The organism is Microbacterium sp. TPU 3598, assembly GCF_002356155.1.
GTDB classification, from domain to species: Bacteria; Actinomycetota; Actinomycetes; order Actinomycetales; family Microbacteriaceae; genus Microbacterium; species Microbacterium maritypicum_A.
In genome coordinates this window covers 1-20835 of record NZ_AP017975.1, presented here as the reverse complement: position 1 = coordinate 20835, position 20835 = coordinate 1, and the positions used below count along the sequence as shown (strand labels likewise).

Genomic DNA, 20835 nt, shown 5'->3' with positions numbered 1-20835 from the left:
TCCGTCGCCTCCGGTGACGGAGGCGATCAGCATGCACGGGTGCGGGACGCGGCGGCCGCTCGAGGGCTCGACATCGAGATCCGTGAACGTCCCGCCGCCGGCAGCCTGTTCGAGGCGGCCGAGCTCCTCGGCATCCCTCCGTCGGGCATCGTGAAGACCCTCGTGGTGAAGCGGTCCGATGACACCTTCCTGTTCGCCCTGGTACCCGGCGGCCGCTCGATCTCCTGGCCGAAGCTGCGCGCGCTGGTCGGGGTGAACAAGTTGCGATTGCCGGAGCCCGAATTGGCGCTCGCGGCCACCGGTTACGAACGCGGAACCATCGTGCCGATCGGCAGCACCACGGACTGGCCGATCTACGCCGACGAGTCGATCGTCGGTCAGCGCATCGCCATGGGCGCAGGAGCCCACGGATACAGCCTGTTCGTCGACGCCGACGACCTGCTCGCGGCCTACGGCGCCACCGTCGCCGACATCTCCGTCCCCGAAGAGCGCTGATCCCGGGCGGCGGCGCAGCTCCTGTCAGAGGATGCCGGCCATCCGCAAGGCGATGTCGACCAGCTTGACGCGCTGCAGCTCGGCAACCGCCTTCAGGGGGAACCACTCCGCCATGTCGGTCGAGCCGCCGGTCTCGAAGCGCAGTTTGCCGCCCGTGACCTCGGCCCGATACAGGATCCGCAGGGTATGCAGCGGATCTGCAGCCTTCTGCACGCGTCGACCGGCGGGGATCACCCGCGAGTGGATGCCGAGGAGTTCACCGACCTTGACCGTGTAACCGGTCTCCTCGCGCAGCTCACGACGCACGGCATCCTCCGGAGACTCTCCCGCTTCGAGTCCGCCGCCCGGCATCGTCCATGCCACCCGGCGACCCTCGGTCCAGCGCGCCAGCAGCAACCGCCCGTCGTCATCGGTGACGACCGCGTACGCCGCCACACGCAGGTCCATGGATCACACACTATCCGTCGGCGACGACAGTCGATGACCGTGCGTCCTGCCGAGATCGATCACGAATCGAGAAGCGCATCGCCACCCGGCGTCCGTAGTGTGATCTGCACACCGGACGCACGTCGAGAGGACCGATCATGGCCGAGAAAGAGAAGAACTTCAGCGCTGAGGAACGCGAGGCCATGCAGGCCGCCGCGAAGGAGGCCCGCACCCGGCGCTCCCGCGCGAAGAAGTCCCCGGAAGAGCTTCGAGCGGCGGGAGAGGCCGACATCAAGGAGGCGATCGAGAAGCTCACTCCCGAAGACCAGGCGCTGTCGAAGAAGCTGCACGCCCTGGTCTCGGAGGTCGCCCCGGAGCTCGTACCGCGCACCTACTACGGAATGCCGGCATGGGGCCGCGACGGCAAGGTGCTCTGCTTCTTCCAGCCGGCCAGTAAATTCAAGGTGCGCTACGGCACGTTCGGGTTCGAGCCCATCTCGAACCTCGACGACGGCACCGTCTGGCCTACTGCCTACGCGGTGACCGACCTCACGAAGGCCGATCTGGAGTTCCTCGCCGAGCGCATCCGCGTCGCCATCAGCTGACCACCGCGGAGGGGGAGCGGCTGAACGACCGCGCCCCCTCCGTTCAGCCGTCGATGATCTGCGGCATTGCGACCGGGGCGAGTCGCTCAGCCCCGACCGTGCGCGCGGAGCGGATCGAACCGCGAATCGGATGCCCTGCGAGCACGCGCGCAGTAGCGTGGAGCCCGTGAGCACATTGCCCTTCCCCGCTTCCGTGTACGCCGCCCGCCTCAGCCGTGCCGCATCCCTCGCCGCCGAGGCCGGGCTCGACGCCATCATCGTGGGCCCGGGTCCCGATCTGCAGTATCTGGTGGGCGTCGAAGGCGACACCATCGAACGACTCACTGCGCTGGTCATCGGCCCCGACGTCGCGCCGACGATCGTGGTCCCGCGGATGGAGCTCGCGAAGGTGCGCACCACGGCGGTCGGAGAGCTCGCACTCGCCGTCGCGGACTGGGTCGACGGCGAAGACCCGTACGCACTGATCACCGCATCCGTCGGCACCGTGTCGCGCGTCGGCGTCTCCGATGCCCTCCCCGCCCTGCACGTGATCCCGATCGGTGAGCGACTGGGTGTGCGTCTCGAACTCGCGACGCCCGTGCTCCGCGAGGGCCGCATGGTCAAGGACGCCGAGGAGATCACCGAGCTTCGCCGCGCCGGAGAGGCGATCGATGCGGTGCACCGCCGCGTGCACGAGTGGCTTCGGGCCGGACGCACCGAGCGCGCGGTCGCCGCCGACATCGCCGATGCCATCGTCGCCGAAGGACACCGCACGGTGGAGTTCGTCATCGTAGGATCCGGCCCGAACGGCGCCGATCCGCACCACGAGGTCTCGGACCGCGTGATCGAGGACGGCGACATCGTGGTGGTCGACATCGGAGGGGCAGTGCCGAGCGGCTACAACTCCGACAGCACCAGGACCTACGTCGTCGGCACTCCCGACCCCGCTACCGCCGAGCGCATCGCGGTGCTCGTACGCGCTCAGCAGGCAGCAGTGGACGCCGTGCGTCCTGGCGCCACCGCGGCGGAGGTGGATGCTGCGGCGCGAAACGTTCTCGCCGACGCCGGGCTGGGTGAGGCGTTCCTGCACCGCACCGGCCATGGCATCGGCGTCTCGGTGCACGAGGAGCCGTACATCGCTCCGGGCAACGACCTGGTGCTTCGCGAGGGCATGGCATTCAGCATCGAGCCGGGTATCTATTTCGCCGGCTCCTGGGGTGCCCGCATCGAGGACATCGTGGTCGTGACCGCGGTCGGCGGCGAGCGGTTGAATCTCGCGCCACATGAGCTGACCTCGGTAGGCCAGGGCTGAGGCGCGTCGAGCGCTCACCGCGATAGCATCGGCCCATGCGCCGCCGCCGCAAGGTCTCTTCCGCCACTGCGTCGCCGGCGACCCGTGCCCGCTATGCCAAGCGCCGACAGAACCGGCTCGCCCGCGTCGACAACGACCTCACCGACGAGCAGTGGTACGACTTGATGGATGCCTGGGGCGGGTGCGCGTACTGCGGTGGGGACGGTGCCGCCCTGCAACGCGACTGCATCCAACCCGTGTCGCGCGGCGGCCGCTACACGCTCGAGAACGTCGTCCCGGCGTGCGCCTCGTGCAACGCGAGCAAGCACAACGACGAGGTCACCGGCTGGCTGCGGCGCAAGAAGCTCGACGAACGCACGTTCCTGGTTCGTCACGCCACGATCCTGCGGAGCCTTCGACCCGTCGAGTGAACCTCCGCACCACTTCGTTACTCTCGAGTCATGACGACGATCGCACCGATCACGACCGAGGACCGTGCCGAGTGGGACGACCTGTGGAGCGGCTATCTGTCCTTCTATGAGGAAGCCCTCGACCCCGCGACCACGGATGCCACCTTCGAACGCCTCATCGACGCCGATTCCGGCGTCCATGGCGCGCTCGCCCGCGACGAGAGCGGCACCGCAGTGGGGATCGTCCACTGGTTGACGCACCCCTCGACGTGGGCGACGACGGACTACTGCTACCTCGAAGACCTGTTCGTCGCACCCGGCGTGCGCGGTGGCGGGGTCGGCCGGGCTCTGATCGCGCACGTCCGCGCATGGGCTGAGCAGCAGGGCGCGGCGAAGGTCTACTGGCTCACGGCCGAGACGAACACCACCGCGCGCGGACTATACGACCGCCTCGCCACCCGCTCGGGGATGATCCACTACGAGATCGACCTCGAGACGCGCACCGAGGCCTGAGAAGCCTCAGCCTTCGCGCACACTCAGTTTCTGCGTGATCATGGCACGGGCGTACTGGGACGCCGCGATGTAGTGACCGACGATCCCGATCAGGAACAGCAGGAACGACATCCCGACGATCCAGCTCAGCGACACCAGACCCGACTCACTCAGCGCACTGCCGAGGAGGACGCCGAGGAGTCCGACGAAGATCAGAGCCGTCCGGACCTTCCCGACCATCGTGACCGGGACTGCCGGGTTTCCTCGGAAGAAGAGCAGGGCGGCCGATCCGAGCAGGACGTCGGGGATGAGCAGCAGCACGAGCGTCTCCCACGGGATGAGATGCCCGAGCGTGAAGGCGACGGCCGTGACGACCACCGTGATCCGGTCGGCGACCGGATCGAGCCAGGTGCCGAGGGCGGAGACGCTGTTCGTCCGCCGCGCGAGCCAACCGTCGAGCCAATCCGTCAGGAAGACCAGGCCGATGACGACCAGCGCGGCCCACAGCATCCTGGCGGTGATCAGCCAGAGGAACACCGGCAGCAGGAGCAGGCGGATCCCGGTGATGAGGTTGGGCCACGTGCGCCATTCGTCTTCACGGAAGAGACGGTCGACGACGGTGGGCTGGATGGGCGCAGCATCATCGGTCGCATCGACGGCGCGTGCGAGCGACCGGGTGCGGATGAATCGCACCGCGAAGAAGACGACGACGCCGGCGACCACGACGAGGAGCAGCACGTTGCTGATCGGTCCCAGCGCCTTGGTGACGGCGTCGAGGGATGCCCTCAACAGGAACCCGACGCTGACGTAGATCGCAGCCCAGGTCGCTGCTCCGGCGAGCGAGGCGAGCAGGAACGACGGGTACCTCACCTTCGCAACGCCCGCAGCAGCCGGGGTCAACGTGCGAACGACAGGGACGAGTCGTGTGAGGAAGACGGCGATCGCACCGCGCCGGTGGAGGATCTCGACGGCCCGATCCCATCGATCGATCCCGAGTCGCTTGACCAGTTTGAGGTCACGCATGCCGACGCCGAAGTGTCGCCCGAGGAGATAGCCGACGTGGTCTCCCGCGCTTCCCGCGACGACGACCACGAGGAACATCACCACCACCGCCCAGACGTCGGAGAGCGAAGCGGAGAGGAAGACGACGATCGTCTCACCGGGCAGGAAGAAGCCGAGGCCCAAGCCGTTCTCGAGGAAGGCGAACAATCCGCCGAGGGCCCAGACCAGAGGGTCGGGAAGGGCTGATGCGGTCGTCCTCACCCATTCGAGGATGTCCATGTGTCTCCTGAGTCTTGCGAGCTGGAGCCGGCCCTGCCATGTGCGGGGGCGACATTGATCTGAAGCAGCTCAGCACGAGGCAAGCTCTACATGGGTAACACGCTACGTGAAGTATTCACTCCCTCGCGTCGTCCACCGGGACGATTCGCGTCCCCCCGTGGGCGGAGATGCACAACCAGGCAGACGCGATGGGTCGACACCCGCCTCAACAGAAGAAGCCCCCGGCCGGGGGCCGGGGGCTTCTCGATCCTGTGGAGCCTAGGAGATTCGAACTCCTGACATCCTGCTTGCAAAGCAGGCGCTCTACCAACTGAGCTAAGGCCCCGTGAGGGATTTTCTTGAGTTAAGGAGTGGGGCTACCAGGACTTGAACCTGGGACCTCTTCATTATCAGTGAAGCGCTCTAACCGCCTGAGCTATAGCCCCGTCAACCTCCAAGACTTTACCGGAGAAATACGGAAAATCCGAATCGAGGGGGAGCACCCGGGAGTGTCCTCCCCCTCGAGCGTGTTCAGCGGCCCGGTCGGATGGTCGCGGTGCCGGCCGACAGCGAGACCTCGATCGTCCTCCGCGCGCTCGAAGCCTCGTCGACCTCGGCATTCAGCGTGCCCGCGCTGATCTCCTGAGAGATCGCGTACTCCACGTCGGGAACGGTCAGATCGAGGGTGCCGGCGCTCACGTCGATCGCCGTCCGGGTCGGGGGAGTACCCGTGAGCTCGACCGTGAGATCGCCGGCGGAGACGCCGAGGTCCGCCTGGGAGACGCCGTCGAGGAGGATGTCGGCGCGGCCGGCGCTCATCTGCACATCGAGTTCCTTCGCGGCCCCTTCGACGTCGAGCGCTCCGGCGTTGACGCTGACGTCGAGCACACCGAAGTCGCCGTTCACGTCGAGGCTGCCCGCATCGAGGTTCAGGTCGGCGTCGAGTCCTGCGTCGCGAAGACTTTCCGGGAGCGTGAGCACGGCGATCTCCTCATCACCGAACCAGCCGCCGAGCCACCACCCGAAGACTCCTTGTGGACTCCGGACGACCAGCTCGTCGCCATCGCGCTCGAACGTCCACGGTGTACCGCGCCCGTTCGTGATGGCGAGTGTGGCCTCGTCGACGTCGCCGAACTCGACCCGCATGCTGCTGGCATCGGCGGCGAGGTCGATGCTGTCCAGCCCGTCGACGTCCACGCTCTGCACGGAGTCCGGACGACTCGACGACACGATGGTCCCGGCCGCCGCGGCAGCAGCCGTGCCGCCGGCCCCGAGAAGCGCGATCCCCCGACCACCGCGGTCACCACCATGACCGCGGTCGCCCCTGGGGTGCGCCCGTTGGTCGGCGCGGAAGGAGTGGACGCGCCTGTAGAAGGCGCGGCAGGAGAGGACGGACCCGCCTGCGGGGCCGTTCCTTGGGGCGGGGAGGGCGGCGGCGGGGTGAGTGGGGCGTGCTCGCCCGGGGTGCCGTTGTTGTCGGTGGTCATCGTGCCACTCCTGTCTGGCCTGTCGGCGGCGTCGGGCCGCCGGTGTTCTCGATGTGTGCGAGGGCGGCGAGCACGCGACGGTTTCCCGCCTCGTCCTGCTCGAAGCCCAACTTCTGGAAGATGGAGGTGATGTGCTTCTCGACACTCGCCTCGGAGAGGAACAGCAGCCCCGCGATCGCCTGGTTCGACTTGCCCTCGGCGATCAGTGCGAGCACGGTGCGCTCGCGTTCCGTGAGCCGCAGCATTCGATCGTCGCGGTTGCGGCGGGTCAGCAGCTGGGCGACGACCTCGGGGTCGAGCACGGTGGCGCCCTCGGAGATCCGCTGCACCGAGGCGAGGAACTCGGAGACGTCGGCGACCCGATCCTTGAGCAGGTAGCCGAGGGGCCCACCCTGCGCCGCGATCAGATCCGACGCATACCGCTCTTCGACGTACTGCGAGAGCACCAGGATCGCGAGAGACGGATGCGTCGAGCGCAGACCGAGAGCGGCCCGGATGCCTTCATCGGTGAACGTCGGGGGGAGACGCACGTCCAGGATGCACAGGTCGGGGGTCGTGGTGGCGACGGCCTGGTCGAGACCCTCGATGTCGGGGAGGGCGGCGACCACCTCATGGCCGGCGTCTTCGAGCAGACGGACCAGGCCCTCGCGCAGGAGGACCGAGTCCTCGCAGATCAGGATGCGCACGGTACGTTCACCTCCAGGCTGGTCGGTCCGCCCTGCGGACTGTCGAGGCGGAAGGTTCCCCCTGCGGCCAGGATGCGATTCGCGATGCCGTCGAGCCCGCCGCCGGGCTGCACCTGAGCGCCGCCGATGCCGTTGTCCTCGACGCGTGCCCAGAGCGTGTTGCCCTCTCGAATCCGCACGATCACGCGGGCTTCGCTGGCTCTCGAGTGCTTCGCCGCGTTGGTCAGCGACTCGGCGATCGAGAAGTACACGGCAGCCTCGGCCTCGCGACTGCATCGCCCGTCCATGCGCACATCCAGGTGCACGGGAATGTGCGAGCGTCCGGCGAGTGCCGACAGTGCAGCGTCGAGGCCTCTGTCATCGAGCACCGAGGCGTGGATGCCCCGAGCCAGCTGACGCAGCTCGGTGATGGCCGCCTTGGTCGAGGTGTGCGCCTCGTTGATGAGCTCCTTCGCGGCCTCGGGATCGTTGTCGATCTTCTGCTGCGCGAGGCCGAGCGTCATGCCGACCGACACGAGTCGGGGCTGGACACCGTCGTGCAGGTCGCGCTCGATGCGGGTGCGCTCCACGTCGGCTGCGCGCACGGCGCCCTCCCGCTGCGCGGTCGAGGTGCGCACGCGCTCGGTGAGCTCGGTCTCCTTGCTGCGGATCACGATCGCGAGCGAGAGCGTGCGGTGCAGCAGCGCCAAGCCGATCGTCCCGACGACGCAGGCCGCGATTCCCAAGATGCCGATCAGCGGCGCCCATGCGACGGGGATGCCTCCCCCACCGAACGGTCCCATGACCGAATCCGCCGCGGTGAGGGGAGCGAACGAGATGATGATCGACCACACCAGACCCCAGAACAGGCGGAGCACCACCCAGCCGAGAAGCGCCGAGATGGCGAAGTTCGCGACCGCGCGCCACATGCGCCCGTCGATGGCCTGGCGGCCGAGAGCTCGCAACCAACCGACGAAGCCGGGACGGTCGCGCGGCTGCAGACGCAGCGGTGCGATCGGCGTGCGGTACAGCGCACCGACACGAGCGACCTCGAACCAGCCCACACCGTAGAGCGCGTAGACCAGTCCCACCAGCATGATGAGCCCGATACCGGCGGCGAAGAGAAGTCCGAGGCCCGTGCCGAGGAGCCCGCCGAGCATGCCGAAGATGGCACCACCGAGGATGCCGACACCTGCCAGATGCAGGATCGTGAGGAAGATGCGCAACGGCGGCTTCACCGCCGTTGCGGGAGTCGGAGTCGCAGTCTGAGTGGTCATGGTTCCAAGGTACGGCGGGCCGGATGGGCTCGATACCGAGTCAACCGGACACTCGACTTCGGGTTTTCCGTAATATGCCTGACCGCGTCTTGCTGCTTCGTTGACGTCTTTCGGCAGTACAGTGAGATAGCAAAAGAAAGCCTTGTATTTTGTTTTGTCTCGTTTCTCGAACAGGAGGACATCGACTCATGCCGCTACGTCATCCGTCTCCAGATCTGGTTGAGCTTCAGTCGCGTGTGCTCAGCAAGGACGCCGACAACGTGAGTGGCCTTCTGTTCGCCCCGCCACTCGATGACTCGCGCTACCTCCATTGGGAGCAGTTGATCCGCCGGACTCCGCCCGACGGCCTTACTCATGATGAGTGGTGGTTTCGGCTCAAACTCCAACGCAGTGCCCAGATGCGAACGGTGCCGTTGCGAGCGAAAGATGGATCGTCCTTCACCTTTGCGATGACGGACGAAGTTCTGCAGCTAACCGAGGAGATCGGACGGCGAGCTGGGGGCAGCGTAGCCGGAGGCGGCACGGCGATGACCCCGGGCGGTCGCGATCAGTTCATTGTTCGATCCCTTGTTGAAGAAGCGATCACATCGAGTCAGCTCGAGGGCGCTTCTACCACCCGGCGGGTTGCCGTGGAGCTCCTGAGTACCGGACGGGACCCACGAACCAAGTCCGAACGAATGATCCTCAACAACTACCGCGCTATGCGCCAGGTCACCGAACTCTCGAATGACCCGCTCACGCCCGGGTGGGTTCTTGAACTGCACCGCGTCCTCACCGAAGGTACCCTGAACGACCCAGCGGATGCCGGACGCATCGAAACCCCGGAGCACGAGCGAGTAAGCGTTTGGGCAGGGGAAGTCCAAGTTCACATACCACCGCCAGCAGAGGAGCTTCCCGATCGTCTGGGAGAACTCAGCGCCTTCGCGAACGGCTCCTCGTCCGATTCGCCCTACATCCCACCCATCGTCCGCGCGATCATCACCCATTTCATGTTCGGCTATGACCACTACTTTGCTGATGGAAATGGCAGGATCGCGCGAACCTCCTTCTACTGGTCCATGCTCCACAACGGCTACTGGCTGGCCGAGTACCTCGCGATATCAAAGATCCTTCGCGCCGCTCCGGGGAAGTATGGCGACAGCTACCAGTACACCGAGGACGATGGCAATGACCTCACGTACTTCATCCTCCACCAGCTCCATGTGATCGCACGGGCTCTCGACGAACTCGACCTCTACATCGAAGGCCGCCAGCGGGAGTCACAGCGGGTGCAGTCGGCGCTTCGCGGCGCAGTCCGGGACTTCAACATGCGTCAGACTCAGATCCTCGAATGGCTCACGCGAGAATCTCCCTCAGGAATCACTGCTGTCGAGATCGCCAACCGCTATCGAGTTTCCAGCCAAACAGCCAGAAACGATCTCTCATATATCGAGTCGTTCGGGCTGCTCACCCGCGGAGTAGCCAAACACCCGATCGTATGGCATCCGGCCAGCGATCTACCGTCCCGCCTTGCTCAGTTGGGAGACCAGGAGAGCTAATGAAGCCAAATCTATGCAGATCTTTGGTCTTCTTGACGCTTCCCGCGATGAACTGGCATCCTCGTCACGCCGCCGCCTCCTGTCTGCTTCACTGGGGGCATGACAGCGCATGAAGGTGAACCGCACGGTGCCGGTCTCGGTCAGCGACTGAACTGGCTGCGTGCGGGAGTTCTCGGAGCGAACGACGGCGTCGTCTCGGTCGCCTCCCTCGTGGTCGGGGTCGCCGGTGCCACGACCGACAACGCCGCGCTCCTCACGGCGGGTATCGCCGGCCTGGTCGGCGGAGCGATCTCCATGGCCCTCGGGGAGTACGTCTCGGTGAGCAGTCAGCGAGACAGCGAACGCGCCCTCATCGCGAAAGAGCGCGAGGAACTGCGCACGATGCCCGCTGTGGAGCTCGACGAACTCACGCAGCTCTATCGCGAGAGGGGGCTCTCGGACGAGACGGCGCGACAGGTGGCCGAAGAGCTCACCGCGCACGATGCCCTCGCCGCGCACCTGGAGGTCGAACTCGGCATCGACCAGGACGACCTCGTCAATCCCTGGCATGCGGCCATGTCGTCGGCGATCGCTTTCACCCTCGGCGCGCTATTGCCCTTGCTCGCCATCCTCCTTCCGCCGCCGGAGTGGCGGGTTCCGGTGACCTTCGTCGCCGTCCTCCTCGCCCTGGCCGTCACGGGAACACTGTCCGCGAAGATCGGAGGTTCGGCGCCCGTGCGAGCATCGGTCCGACTGGTGATCGGTGGTGGGCTCGCCCTGGCGGCGACCTGGCTCATCGGCACGCTTCTCGGCACGACGGGCGTCGTCTAGAGAAAGCGCGAAGAGAAACAGCGAAGGGCGGATGCCGAAGCACCCGCCCTTCGTGAAACGTTCCGATGATCAGTTCGACATGAAGCCGACGAGCAGTCCGCCCGTGACCTTCACTGCGAGGTTGTAGATTCCCGCGACGACGGCGCCGAGCACCGTGAAGACGATGAGGTTCAGGATCGCGACAACCGCCGCGAACGCCATCACCTGCGGAAGTCCGACGACCTCGGAGAGCACGAACGTGTTGTCGGTGATGCCGAGCAGGAAGCTCTCCGCCGTGGTCATGATCCCCGTCGCCTGGAACACCAGGAAGATGAGGAAGAACGAGACCATCGTGACGACCGCGAGGGCCACCGCTCCGAGGAACGAGAGCTTCACGGCCGACCAGAAGTCCACGTAGACCAGTCGGAGGCGTACCTGCTTGCCGCTGGTCTTGCGGGTCGACTTCTTCGCCAGCTTGTCGGCCACTGTGCTCATGCGTCTGTATCCTCGGGGGTCGGTGTCGTCTCGGGGGCCTGGGTCTCGGCATCCTCCGCATCCGCCTCGTCTTCGGCGAGGCCACGCTCACCGTTACGGGCGATGGCGAGGATGCGATCGGCCTCCGTCGTCCGGGCGAACACCACTCCCATGGTGTCTCGACCCTTGGCGGGGACCTCGGCCACGGCAGAGCGTACCACCTTGCCGCTGGAGAGAACCACCAAGACCTCGTCGTCCTCGGAGACGATCAGACCACCCGCGAGAGTGCCCCGATCGTCGTTGAGCTTGGCGACCTTGATGCCTGTTCCGCCGCGTCCCTGCACCCGATATTCCTCCACCGCGGTGCGCTTCGCGTAGCCTCCGTCGGTCACGACGAAGACGAACTTGCCCGGCGCTGCGACGGATGCCGAGAGCAGGCAGTCCTCGTCGATCTTGAACTTCATGCCGCGGACGCCGGCCGTCGCCCGACCCATCGGCCGCAGGGCCTCATCGGTCGCCTCGAAGCGCACCGACATGCCGCGGCGGCTGATGAGGAGGATGTCGTCCTCGGCGTTCACGAGCAATGCGCTGACGAGCTCGTCCTCGTCGTTCAGACGGATCGCGATGACGCCGCCCTGACGGTTGGTGTCGTACGCCTCGAGTCGCGTCTTCTTGACGAGGCCCTCACGGGTGGCCAGCACCAGGTAGTCGGCCACCTGGTAGTCGCGGATGTCGAGCACCTGGGCGATGTTCTCGTCCGGCTGCAGGGCGAGCAGGTTCGCGACGTGCATGCCCTTCGCGTCGCGTCCGGCCTCGGGCACCTCGTAGGTCTTCGCGCGGTAGACGCGCCCCTTGTCGGTGAAGAACAGCAGCCAGTGGTGCGTGGTCGTCACGAAGAAGTGCTCGACGATGTCGTTCGCGCGCAGCTGCGCACCCTTGACGCCCTTGCCGCCACGGTGCTGAGAACGGTAGTTGTCGCTGCGCGTGCGCTTGATGTACCCCTCGCGCGTGACGGTGACGACCATCTCCTCTTCGGCGATGAGGTCTTCCATCGAGACATCGCCGTCGAAGCCGTGCAGGATGTGCGTGCGACGCTCGTCGCCGAAGCGGTCGACGATGCCCGTCAGTTCTTCGCGGATGATCGTGCGCTGACGACCCTCGTCGGCCAGGATCGCCTTGTAATCGGTGATCTGCGCTTCGAGCTCGTTCGCCTGATCGATGATCTTCTGACGCTCGAGAGCCGCAAGACGACGCAGCTGCATCTGCAGGATCGCGTCGGCCTGGATCTCGTCGATGTCGAGGAGCTTCTGGAGTCCCTCGTTCGCATCCGCCGTGGTCTGCGAGCGGCGGATGAGCGCGATGACCTCGTCGAGGGCGTCGAGCGCCTTCAGATACCCGCGCAGGATGTGCATGCGCTTCTCGGCCTCGCGCAGACGGAACTCGGTGCGGCGGACGATCACGTCGATCTGGTGGGAGATCCAGTGCGTGATGAAACCGTCGATCGCGAGGGTGCGCGGCACGCCGTCGACGATCGCGAGCATGTTCGCGCCGAAGTTCTCCTGCAGCTGCGTGTGCTTGTAGAGGTTGTTCAGCACGACCTTCGCGACCGCGTCGCGCTTGAGCACGACGACCAGACGCTGACCCGTGCGGTCCGAGGACTCATCGCGGATGTCGGCGATACCGGTGATCTTGCCGTCACGGGCGAGGTCGCCGATCTTCACCGCCACGTTGTCGGGGTTCACCTGGTACGGCAGCTCGGTGATGACGAGGCAGGTGCGGCCCTGGATCTCCTCGACGTTGACGACCGCGCGCATCGTGATCGAGCCGCGACCCGTGCGGTACGCCTCGTGGATGCCCTTGGTGCCGAGGATCTGCGCACCGGTCGGGAAGTCGGGACCGGGAACGCGCTGGATGAGACCTTCGAGCAGCTCCTCACGGGAGATGCCGGGGTTGTCGAGTGCCCAGAGCGCCGCATCGGACACCTCGCGCAGGTTGTGCGGGGGGATGTTCGTGGCCATGCCGACCGCGATACCGACCGAGCCGTTGACGAGCAGGTTCGGGAAGCGGGCCGGGAGGACCGTCGGCTCCTGCGTCTGGCCGTCGTAGTTGTCGGTGAAGTCGACGGTGTCTTCTTCGATGTCGCGCACCATCTCGAGCGCGAGCGGGGCCATCTTGGTCTCGGTGTATCGCGGGGCTGCCGCGCCCATGTTGCCCGGGGACCCGAAGTTGCCCTGGCCGAGAGCCAGCGGATACCGCAGCGACCACGGCTGCACCAGTCGCACGAGGGCGTCGTAGATCGCCGAGTCGCCGTGCGGGTGGTACTGGCCCATGACCTCGCCCACCACACGGGCGCACTTCGAGAACGACTTGTCGGGGCGGAAGCCGCCGTCGTACATGCCGTAGATCACACGGCGGTGCACGGGCTTGAGCCCGTCGCGCACGTCGGGGAGCGCGCGCCCCACGATGACGGCCATCGCGTAGTCGAGGTAGCTGCGCTGCATCTCCGACTGCAGGTCGACCTGATCGATCTTGCCGTGATCGTGTTCCGGCTCGGTGCGTTCTTCGTCAGTCATGAATCAATCTCTCTGTCACACATCTGGTCTGAGCCCGCGGGCATCAGATGTCGAGGAAGCGGACGTCCTTGGCGTTGCGCTGGATGAAGCTGCGTCGGGACTCGACGTCCTCGCCCATCAGCACGCTGAAGATCTCGTCGGCCGCGGCGGCATCCTCGATGGTGATCTGCTGCAGGGTGCGCGTGGTGTGATCCATCGTCGTCTCCCACAGCTCCTTCGGGTTCATCTCACCGAGACCCTTGTACCGCTGGATGCCGGCGTCCTTCGGGATCCGCTTGCCGTTGTCGATGCCGTGCTTGAGCAGGGCATCGCGCTCGGCGTCGCTGAACACGTACTCGTGCGCGGAGTTGGACCACTTCAGGCGGTACAGCGGCGGCATCGCGAGGTACACGAAGCCGGCCTCGATCAGACCGCGCATGTAGCGGAAGAGCAGCGTCAGCAGCAGCGTCGTGATGTGCTGGCCATCGACGTCGGCATCGGCCATCAGCACGATCTTGTGATAGCGCGCCTTCTCGATGTCGAACTCTTCGCCGATGCCCGTGCCGAAGGCCTGGATCATCGCCTGGACTTCCTTGTTGCCCAGGGCCTTGTCGAGACGCGCACGCTCGACGTTGAGGATCTTCCCTCGCAGCGCCAGGATCGCCTGCGTGTGCGGGTCGCGACCCTGCACCGCGGAGCCACCGGCCGAGTCACCCTCCACCAGGAAGATCTCGCTGATGGACGGGTCCTTGCTCGTGCAGTCCTTGAGCTTGTCCGGCATGGCGGCCGACTCGAAGACGCTCTTGCGGCGGGCGGTCTCGCGCGCCTTGCGGGCGGCGAGGCGAGCGGTCGCGGCGTCGATCGCCTTGCGGATGACGTTCTTCGCCTGGTTCGGGTTGCGCTCGAACCAGTCCCCGAGCTGATCGCCGACGACCTTCTGCACGAACGCCTTCGCCTCGGTGTTGCCGAGCTTGGTCTTCGTCTGGCCCTCGAACTGCGGTTCGCCGAGCTTGATCGAGATGACCGCCGTCAGGCCCTCGCGCACGTCGTCGCCGGAGAGGTTGTCGTCCTTCTCCTTGAGCAGGTTGTTCGCGCGGGCGTACTTGTTGACCAGGGTGGTCAGCGCCGCGCGGAAGCCCTCCTCATGCGTTCCACCCTCGTGGGTGTTGATCGTGTTCGCATAGGTGAAGACGTTCTCGGTGTACGACGTGGTCCACTGCATCGCGACCTCGAGCGAGATCTTGCGCTCGGTGTCCTCCGATTCGAACGCGATGATCTCGTCGTTGACGACTTCGGCGTGACGCACCTTGTTGAGGTATTCGACGTAGTCGACGAGACCCCGTTCGTAGAAGAACACGTCGCCGGGCTGCTTGGTGACGGTGGCCCCGTCTTCCTCCACTTCGTAGGCGGAGGACTCCCGCTCGTCGCGCAGCTCGATGCGAAGGCCCTTGTTGAGGAATGCCATCTGCTGGAACCGCGTGCGCAGGGTGTCGTACTCGAACTCGATCGTCTCGGTGAAGATCGAGGCGTCCGGCCAGAACGTGATGCTCGTTCCGGTCTCTTCGGTCGCTTCGCCCTTCTCGAGCTTCTGCTGGGGGATACCGCCGTCGGCGAAGCTGTGCCGCCAGACGAAGCCCTTCTGCTTGACCTCGACGTCGAAGCGCGTCGACAGCGCGTTCACGACGGAGGAGCCGACACCGTGCAGACCACCGGAGACGGCGTAGGCGCCACCGCCGAACTTTCCACCGGCGTGCAGGATGGTGAGCACGACCTCGACCGTCGACTTGTTGGGGTCGGACGAGTGCGGGTCGACCGGGATGCCGCGACCGTTGTCGACGACTCGCACACCGCCGTCGGCGAGCATCGTCACGAAGATCGTGTCGGCGTAACCGGCCAGTGCCTCATCGACGGAGTTGTCGACGATCTCGTAGACCAGGTGGTGGAGTCCTCGAGGCCCGGTGGACCCGATGTACATACCGGGGCGCTTGCGCACGGCTTCGAGGCCTTCGAGGATCTGGATCGAATCCGCACCGTACTCACCCGGCTGCTTCGCCTTGGGTGCGATGGTGCCCTCGGTTGCGGGGGTTCCCCCGGTGTTCGATTCCGTCTCGTCAGCAGGGGATTCAGGCGTCATCAGAGGGCATTCTCCACATCGATATCACGAACTCCCATTCTAGCGGAGTTTCATCGGGAAATGCCGCTCAACGGCCGTGTGTGGGCCTCTGAGCCTTTCGACCCCCTCGCGTGGTGCCCTACCCGTAGGTATCGCGCGGGCCCCGTCCTGGAACGGCTCTGGGACCCCATTTCCACGAGGGAACGTCCGGTCCGATGAAGCGGAGGTTCTCGACGCCCGCATCGGGATACCGTCGGCCGATCTCGGTGAGAATCGTCGCCCGCATGAACTGCAGGTTCTTCGCCCATGCGGTCGAGTCGCACTTCACGGTGAGCAGGCCGCGCTCCAGGGAGACGGGTTCGGAGTGCTTCGCGGTGTCTGCGCCGGCGAGATCAGCCCATTGGCGCACGAGATCTTCTCGCGCGAGGGTGATCTGCCAGCCCGAGTCACGACTCAGCTTGTCGAGCACCGCACCGAGCGCGCCGGGGTCTCGCCCGGGCGTGAAGGGTGCGTTGTCGTCGTCGGTCGCGATGCGTCGCTTGCGTTTCCAGCTCTTGGAACTCGGCTGCAGCCCGCGCAGCCGCAGATAGGTGCCGATCGTCTCGGGAACATCCGCCACCGGAGGGGGAGTGCCCGGAGTCCCTGCCGAGAGGCTCGAAGCGGACGGATGGCGTGCCGCGTCAGTCATCTGCCGCCTCCCGCTCGTCGCTGATGGTTCCGGCGCTGATCCGCACCACGTGGGCGTGCAGCACCTCGGGGATATCCTCCTCCACCGCTGCCGTGACCACCACTTGCTCATAGCCCGCCGTCAAGGTCGCCAGCCGCTGACGCCGATCGGCGTCGAGTTCTGCGAAGACGTCGTCGAGGATGAGCACCGGATCGCCGGCGGGAGATTCGCTGCGGAGCAGCTCGGCCGACGCGAGCCGCAGGGCGAGAGCCACCGACCACGACTCCCCGTGGGAGGCGTATCCCTTGACCGGGAGGTCGCGGACCCGCAGCACCAGGTCGTCTCGGTGCGGCCCGGTGAGGGTCAGTCCTCGATCGAGTTCTTTCGATCGCTTCGCCGCGAGGGATGCGCGGAAAACCTCGGCGATACGAATCGGATCGGTGAGTCTATCTGCGGACGGCCCCGTCTCGGCACCTTCCGCTCCCTCTTCCCCCTCTTCGGGGTCTCCGCCGCCCACCGAGAGCGCCCATTCCAGCTGGGGACGATGATCTGCACCAGCGATCGCCTCGTAGGCATCGGCCACGGGCTGCTGCAGATCCGCCGCCAGGCGCTGACGGGCGGTGATGATCTCCGATCCGAGGGAGACCAGCTTGTCGTCCCAGACGTCCAGAGTGCTCAGACCTTCGCCGCGAACGCCGCGGGCGCGCGCCGACTTCAGCAGCGCATTGCGCTGCTTCAGGACGCGGTCGTAGTCGGCGAGCACTGCGGCGAGCCTCGGCGTGCGCTGGATGAGGAGCTGATCAGTGAAGCGGCGCCGAGCTGAGGGGTCCCCCCTCACGATCTGCAGGTCTTCCGGAGCGAACAGCACGACGTGCGCGTAGCGGGGGAGTTCGTTCGGCTTCGACGGCGATCCGTTGATGCGAGCCTTGTTCGATCCCTGCCTGTTCACCTGGATCTCGGCGAGCACGCGACGCTCTCCGTGCGACAGTCGGGCACGGATCACCGCGAACTCCTGGCCATCGCGGACCATCGGCGCATCAGATGACACCCGGTGCGACCCGAGCGTGGCGAGGAACACCACGGCTTCTGCCAGATTCGTCTTTCCCTGACCGTTGCGCCCGACGAGCACGTTGGGTCCGCGGTGGAGGGTGAGTTCAGCGGTCGCGTAATTGCGGAAATCGACCAGACTCAGGTGCTCCACAATCACGGAGTCAGCCTACCTTCGGGGTCTGACAGTCCGTACTTCCCGGGGAACGTTCCGGGTATGGAGGAAGCGGAGAAGATCAGCGCAGGAGGAGGTTCGGCTGGAGCAGGTACTTGAACGAGTCGAGACCCGCCTGGTCGACCGAGGTCTGGCTCGTGATGAGCACGGGGCTCAACTTGTTGGCGTTGTCGCTCGACGTGAACGTGACGCGCACGAACTCGCTCTTGACGGCGCCGAGAGCCTCGATCAGGTACTGCGGGTTCAGGCCCAGCGTGACCTCATCGCCACCGGAGAGGATCGCGTCGACCGACTCGGATGCGCGTGCATGGTCTCCGCCGGAGGCGTCCATCGTCACACTGTCGTTCGAGAACGTGAAACGCAGGGGAGCAGCACGATCGAGCACCAGCGAGACTCGGCGAACGGCCTCGACGAGGTCTGCGGTGTTCACGACCGCGTAGTGGTCCGTCTGCTCGGGGAACAGTCGGCGTACAGGCGGGAAGTTGCCCTTGATCAGGAGAGAAGTGACGGTCTTGTTGCCCGCGGTGAAGGCGATGATCTCTCGGTCGCCCGCTCCGGAGAACGCCACCTGGATCGTGCCGGCGTGTCCGAAGGTCTTGCCGACCTCGAGCAGAGTGCGGGCAGGGACCAGGGCGGTGGCTTCGACGGCCTCGCCGTCCCACGGCACATCCCGCAGCGAGACGCGGTAACGGTCGGTCGCGACGAGGCTCAGCGTGTGTCCCGAGACCTCGAGCTGCACACCCGTGAGCACAGGAGTCACGTCGTCACGCGACGCGGCGAATCCGACCTGGGCGATCGCCGTGCCGAAGTCGTCGGCCGGGACCACACCGGACGAACCGGTCACCTCGGGGATCGAGGGGTATTCCTCGACGGGCATGGCTGCGAGGGTGAATCGTGCGGAGCCGCAGGTGACCGCGATGCCCCCGTCTTCCTCGACGGCGATCTCGATCGGAGCGTTCGGAAGTCGGCTGGCGATGTCCGAGAGGAGCCGGCCGTGCACCAGGATCGTTCCCGGGGTCTCGACCGTCGCCTCGATGGTGGTGCGGGCGGAAGCCTCGTAGTCGAATGCCGAGAGCGTCAGATCGGAACCATCGGCTTCGATCAGGACGCCGGCGAGGATCGGCTGAGGATTGCGCTGCGGCAGAAGCTTGACGACGAACGAGACAGCCTCGCTGAAGACATCGCGGTTGACCTGAAACCTCACGGGTGCTCCCTTGTCGTCGAACTGTGACGCGTTGTCGTCGGCCCTGCCGGTGCAGGGCTTCCCATGCTAGCCCCACAGTCCGGCGTATCCCTACGCCGAGGTTCCTGTCATTCGGTCGACCGGTTGTCCCCACCGTCTGGTGATCGGATCGCGCCTTGAATGACTTAACTCCTTAACGGTGTTAACAGCTGTGGATACTGTGGATAACTCGGTGGATAGCAGTGGCGAGTAGGGAACTACACAGTTGTCAGTTGTGGAAACCCTGAGGAATCCGCGGGTTCCGGGCTTTCCGGTCGGTGATGGCCCTCCCCGAGTTATCCACAGGTTTGGGTGATCAGCCCACATTCGTCCCGATGGAATCCACGGTCATCCACAAGTTATCCACATGTGCATAGAGGCATCTATCGGACGATCAGAATCCCTGTCGGGCTCACAAAAAAGGGGAGGACGGCACCGGTTCAGGTGCTGTCCTCCCCTTTTCTCGGAGACGCGGCGTGTCAGCGTCGTCCGAGCTGCGTGGTGATCTCGGTGACCTGGTTGTAGATGGAGCGGCGCTCCTTCATGAGCTCGCTGATCTTCTTGTACGCGTACATGACCGTGGTGTGGTCGCGGTTGCCGAACAGCTGTCCGATCTTCGGCAGGGAGAGACTGGTCCGCTCGCGACACAGGTACATCGCGATCTGGCGGGCGGTCGCGATCTGCTGCGACCGGCTGGAGCCGTAGAGGTCGTCGACCGTGAGCTTGAAGTACTGTGCAGTCGCCGTGATGATGTCGGTCGGCGAGATGATGTTGTCCTCGGCCGTGTCGATGATGTCGCGGAGCACGGTCTGCGCCAGGGAGATGTCGAGAGCGGAGCGGTTCAGGCTCGCGAAGGCCGACACCCGGATGAGTGCGCCCTCCAGTTCCCGGATGTTCGATGACACCACGGTCGCGATGTACTCGAGTACCTCGTCGGGAATATGGAGGGCCTCGCTCTGCGCCTTCTTCCGGAGGATCGCGATACGCGTCTCGAGGTCGGGCGCCTGCACGTCGGTGATCAGACCCCACTCGAAGCGGCTGCGCATACGGTCCTCGAACCCGGTCAGGTGCTTCGGGGCCACGTCGCTGGTGATCACGACCTGCTTGTTGTGATCGTGCAGCGTGTTGAAGGTGTGGAAGAAGGCTTCCTGCGTCTCGGCGCGTCCCTGCAGGAACTGGATGTCGTCGATCAGGAGGATGTCGACGTCGCGGTAGCGCGCCTGGAACGCGGCGCCGCGGTTGTTCGCGATCGAGTTGATGAAGTCGTTCGTGAACTCCTCGCTCGAGACGTAGCGGACCTTGACCCCTGCGTAGAGGGATTGCGCGTAGTCGCCGATGGCGTGAAGGAGGTGGGTCTTCCCGAGACCGGAGTCTCCATAGATGAAGAGGGGGTTGTAGGCCTTGGCCGGCGCTTCGGCGACCGCGACGGCCGCGGCGTGCGCGAAGCGGTTGGACTGTCCGATCACGAAGTTGTCGAAGGTGTACTTCGGATTCAGCCGCGATTCGTGGCGCAGCTGGGTCGGCTGTTCCATGGGGGATTCGACACGCACCTGCTCGTGGCGCCCGAAGTCGCCGACCGCGATCGGCGCCGTCTGCTGCTCTGCCAGCTCGTGGTTGACGACGACGCGGTAGGACGTGACCTCTTCGCCGATGTGCGAGAGGGCCTCCATGATCGGCAGGCGCAGGCGCTTGTTGATCTGCGCCGCGGTGAGATCGTTCGGCACTTCCAGATACAGCGTCGCTGACATCACCCCTGCCGGGACGGCGAGACTGAGGAAGCCCTGCAGCTGAGGTGTGACCCGATCGTCGTCGACCAGAAGCTCCTGCACCGTGGTCCAGATGGGGACGTCGGGCTGGGCAGGTGATGACAT

The 20835-nt window shown here is 65.7% G+C and carries 19 protein-coding genes and 2 tRNA genes; 7 read left to right on the top strand and 14 right to left on the bottom strand.

The genetic code is table 11. The features are described 5' to 3' along the window. Positions 1-39 precede the first annotated feature (39 nt). Positions 40-495 carry an aminoacyl-tRNA deacylase gene (locus tag MST3598_RS00105; RefSeq protein ID WP_029259474.1) on the top strand — a complete coding sequence of 152 codons (456 nt, stop codon included), beginning with the start codon at positions 40-42 and terminating at the stop codon, positions 493-495. 24 nt (positions 496-519) lie between these two features. Here the strand turns inward: MST3598_RS00105 and MST3598_RS00100 are convergent, their stop codons facing one another. Next, positions 520-942, bottom strand: coding sequence for an NUDIX hydrolase (locus MST3598_RS00100; RefSeq protein WP_021201370.1), 423 nt, complete (start codon positions 940-942; stop codon positions 520-522). A gap of 137 nt (positions 943-1079) precedes the next feature. Between MST3598_RS00100 and MST3598_RS00095 the strand changes: the two genes are divergently transcribed. The 4 genes from MST3598_RS00095 (at position 1080) to MST3598_RS00080 (ending at position 3719) form a co-directional block, all read left to right on the top strand. Beyond that, entirely contained in the window at positions 1080-1526 is a 447-nt protein-coding gene (locus MST3598_RS00095) for a hypothetical protein (RefSeq protein WP_021201371.1), read from the top strand. A 166-nt stretch (positions 1527-1692) separates the two neighbouring features. Further along, a complete protein-coding gene (locus tag MST3598_RS00090) occupies positions 1693-2817 on the top strand; it encodes a M24 family metallopeptidase (RefSeq protein WP_029259473.1) in 1125 nt (374 codons plus the stop codon). Positions 2818-2852: 35 nt separating this feature from the next. Further along, the gene (locus MST3598_RS00085) at positions 2853-3227 is read left to right on the top strand and encodes an HNH endonuclease (protein ID WP_021201373.1); all 375 of its coding nucleotides are present in this window, start codon (positions 2853-2855) and stop codon (positions 3225-3227) included. Positions 3228-3257: 30 nt separating this feature from the next. Further along, a complete protein-coding gene (locus tag MST3598_RS00080; protein ID WP_029259472.1) occupies positions 3258-3719 on the top strand; it encodes a GNAT family N-acetyltransferase in 462 nt (153 codons plus the stop codon). A 6-nt stretch (positions 3720-3725) separates the two neighbouring features. Here the strand turns inward: MST3598_RS00080 and MST3598_RS00075 are convergent, their stop codons facing one another. From MST3598_RS00075 to MST3598_RS00050, 6 genes are all read right to left on the bottom strand, one after another. After that, positions 3726-4979 (bottom strand): CDP-alcohol phosphatidyltransferase family protein, encoded by a 1254-nt coding sequence (locus MST3598_RS00075; RefSeq protein ID WP_096359257.1) that lies wholly within the window; start codon positions 4977-4979, stop codon positions 3726-3728. A gap of 252 nt (positions 4980-5231) precedes the next feature. After that, positions 5232-5304 (bottom strand) — tRNA-Ala (locus MST3598_RS00070). A 26-nt stretch (positions 5305-5330) separates the two neighbouring features. Next, positions 5331-5404: transfer RNA gene (locus tag MST3598_RS00065), tRNA-Ile, on the bottom strand. A gap of 85 nt (positions 5405-5489) precedes the next feature. Next, positions 5490-6188 (bottom strand): hypothetical protein, encoded by a 699-nt coding sequence (locus tag MST3598_RS00060; protein WP_231924900.1) that lies wholly within the window; start codon positions 6186-6188, stop codon positions 5490-5492. Positions 6189-6441: 253 nt separating this feature from the next. Continuing rightward, on the bottom strand, positions 6442-7131 hold the full coding sequence (locus tag MST3598_RS00055) for a LuxR C-terminal-related transcriptional regulator (RefSeq protein ID WP_029259469.1): 690 nt from the start codon (positions 7129-7131) through the stop codon (positions 6442-6444). Beyond that, complete coding sequence (locus tag MST3598_RS00050) at positions 7119-8387, bottom strand: sensor histidine kinase (RefSeq protein WP_029259468.1); 1269 nt, start codon at positions 8385-8387, stop codon at positions 7119-7121. The genes MST3598_RS00055 and MST3598_RS00050 overlap by 13 nt, the downstream gene beginning before the upstream one ends. Before the next feature lie 236 nt (positions 8388-8623). On the opposite strand from MST3598_RS00050, the gene MST3598_RS00045 reads away from it, so the two are divergent. Both MST3598_RS00045 and MST3598_RS00040 read left to right on the top strand, forming a co-directional pair. Next, on the top strand, positions 8624-9925 hold the full coding sequence (locus MST3598_RS00045; RefSeq protein WP_231924899.1) for a Fic family protein: 1302 nt from the start codon (positions 8624-8626) through the stop codon (positions 9923-9925). A 99-nt stretch (positions 9926-10024) separates the two neighbouring features. After that, complete coding sequence (locus tag MST3598_RS00040) at positions 10025-10735, top strand: VIT1/CCC1 transporter family protein (RefSeq protein WP_029259466.1); 711 nt, start codon at positions 10025-10027, stop codon at positions 10733-10735. A gap of 69 nt (positions 10736-10804) precedes the next feature. Here MST3598_RS00040 and MST3598_RS00035 read toward each other — a convergent pair whose 3' ends face one another. The 7 genes from MST3598_RS00035 to dnaA form a co-directional block, all read right to left on the bottom strand. Continuing rightward, positions 10805-11209 (bottom strand): DUF3566 domain-containing protein, encoded by a 405-nt coding sequence (locus tag MST3598_RS00035; RefSeq protein ID WP_017829919.1) that lies wholly within the window; start codon positions 11207-11209, stop codon positions 10805-10807. Beyond that, positions 11206-13761, bottom strand: coding sequence for a DNA gyrase subunit A (gene gyrA / locus MST3598_RS00030; RefSeq protein ID WP_021201380.1), 2556 nt, complete (start codon positions 13759-13761; stop codon positions 11206-11208). Before gyrA ends, MST3598_RS00035 begins: the two co-directional genes overlap by 4 nt. A gap of 43 nt (positions 13762-13804) precedes the next feature. Then, positions 13805-15874 carry a DNA topoisomerase (ATP-hydrolyzing) subunit B gene (gyrB, locus tag MST3598_RS00025; protein ID WP_021201381.1) on the bottom strand — a complete coding sequence of 690 codons (2070 nt, stop codon included), beginning with the start codon at positions 15872-15874 and terminating at the stop codon, positions 13805-13807. 118 nt (positions 15875-15992) lie between these two features. Continuing rightward, positions 15993-16541, bottom strand: a complete 549-nt coding sequence (locus MST3598_RS00020; protein ID WP_172889108.1) for a DUF721 domain-containing protein — start codon at positions 16539-16541, stop codon at positions 15993-15995. Then, positions 16534-17727, bottom strand: a complete 1194-nt coding sequence (gene recF, locus MST3598_RS00015; RefSeq protein ID WP_029259465.1) for a DNA replication/repair protein RecF — start codon at positions 17725-17727, stop codon at positions 16534-16536. Before recF ends, MST3598_RS00020 begins: the two co-directional genes overlap by 8 nt. A 76-nt stretch (positions 17728-17803) precedes the next feature. Next, positions 17804-18946: a DNA polymerase III subunit beta gene (gene dnaN, locus MST3598_RS00010; RefSeq protein WP_029259464.1), complete on the bottom strand. Its 1143-nt coding sequence runs from the start codon at positions 18944-18946 to the stop codon at positions 17804-17806. 497 nt (positions 18947-19443) lie between these two features. Then, entirely contained in the window at positions 19444-20712 is a 1269-nt protein-coding gene (gene dnaA, locus MST3598_RS00005; protein ID WP_372446043.1) for a chromosomal replication initiator protein DnaA, read from the bottom strand. Positions 20713-20835 lie beyond the last annotated feature (123 nt).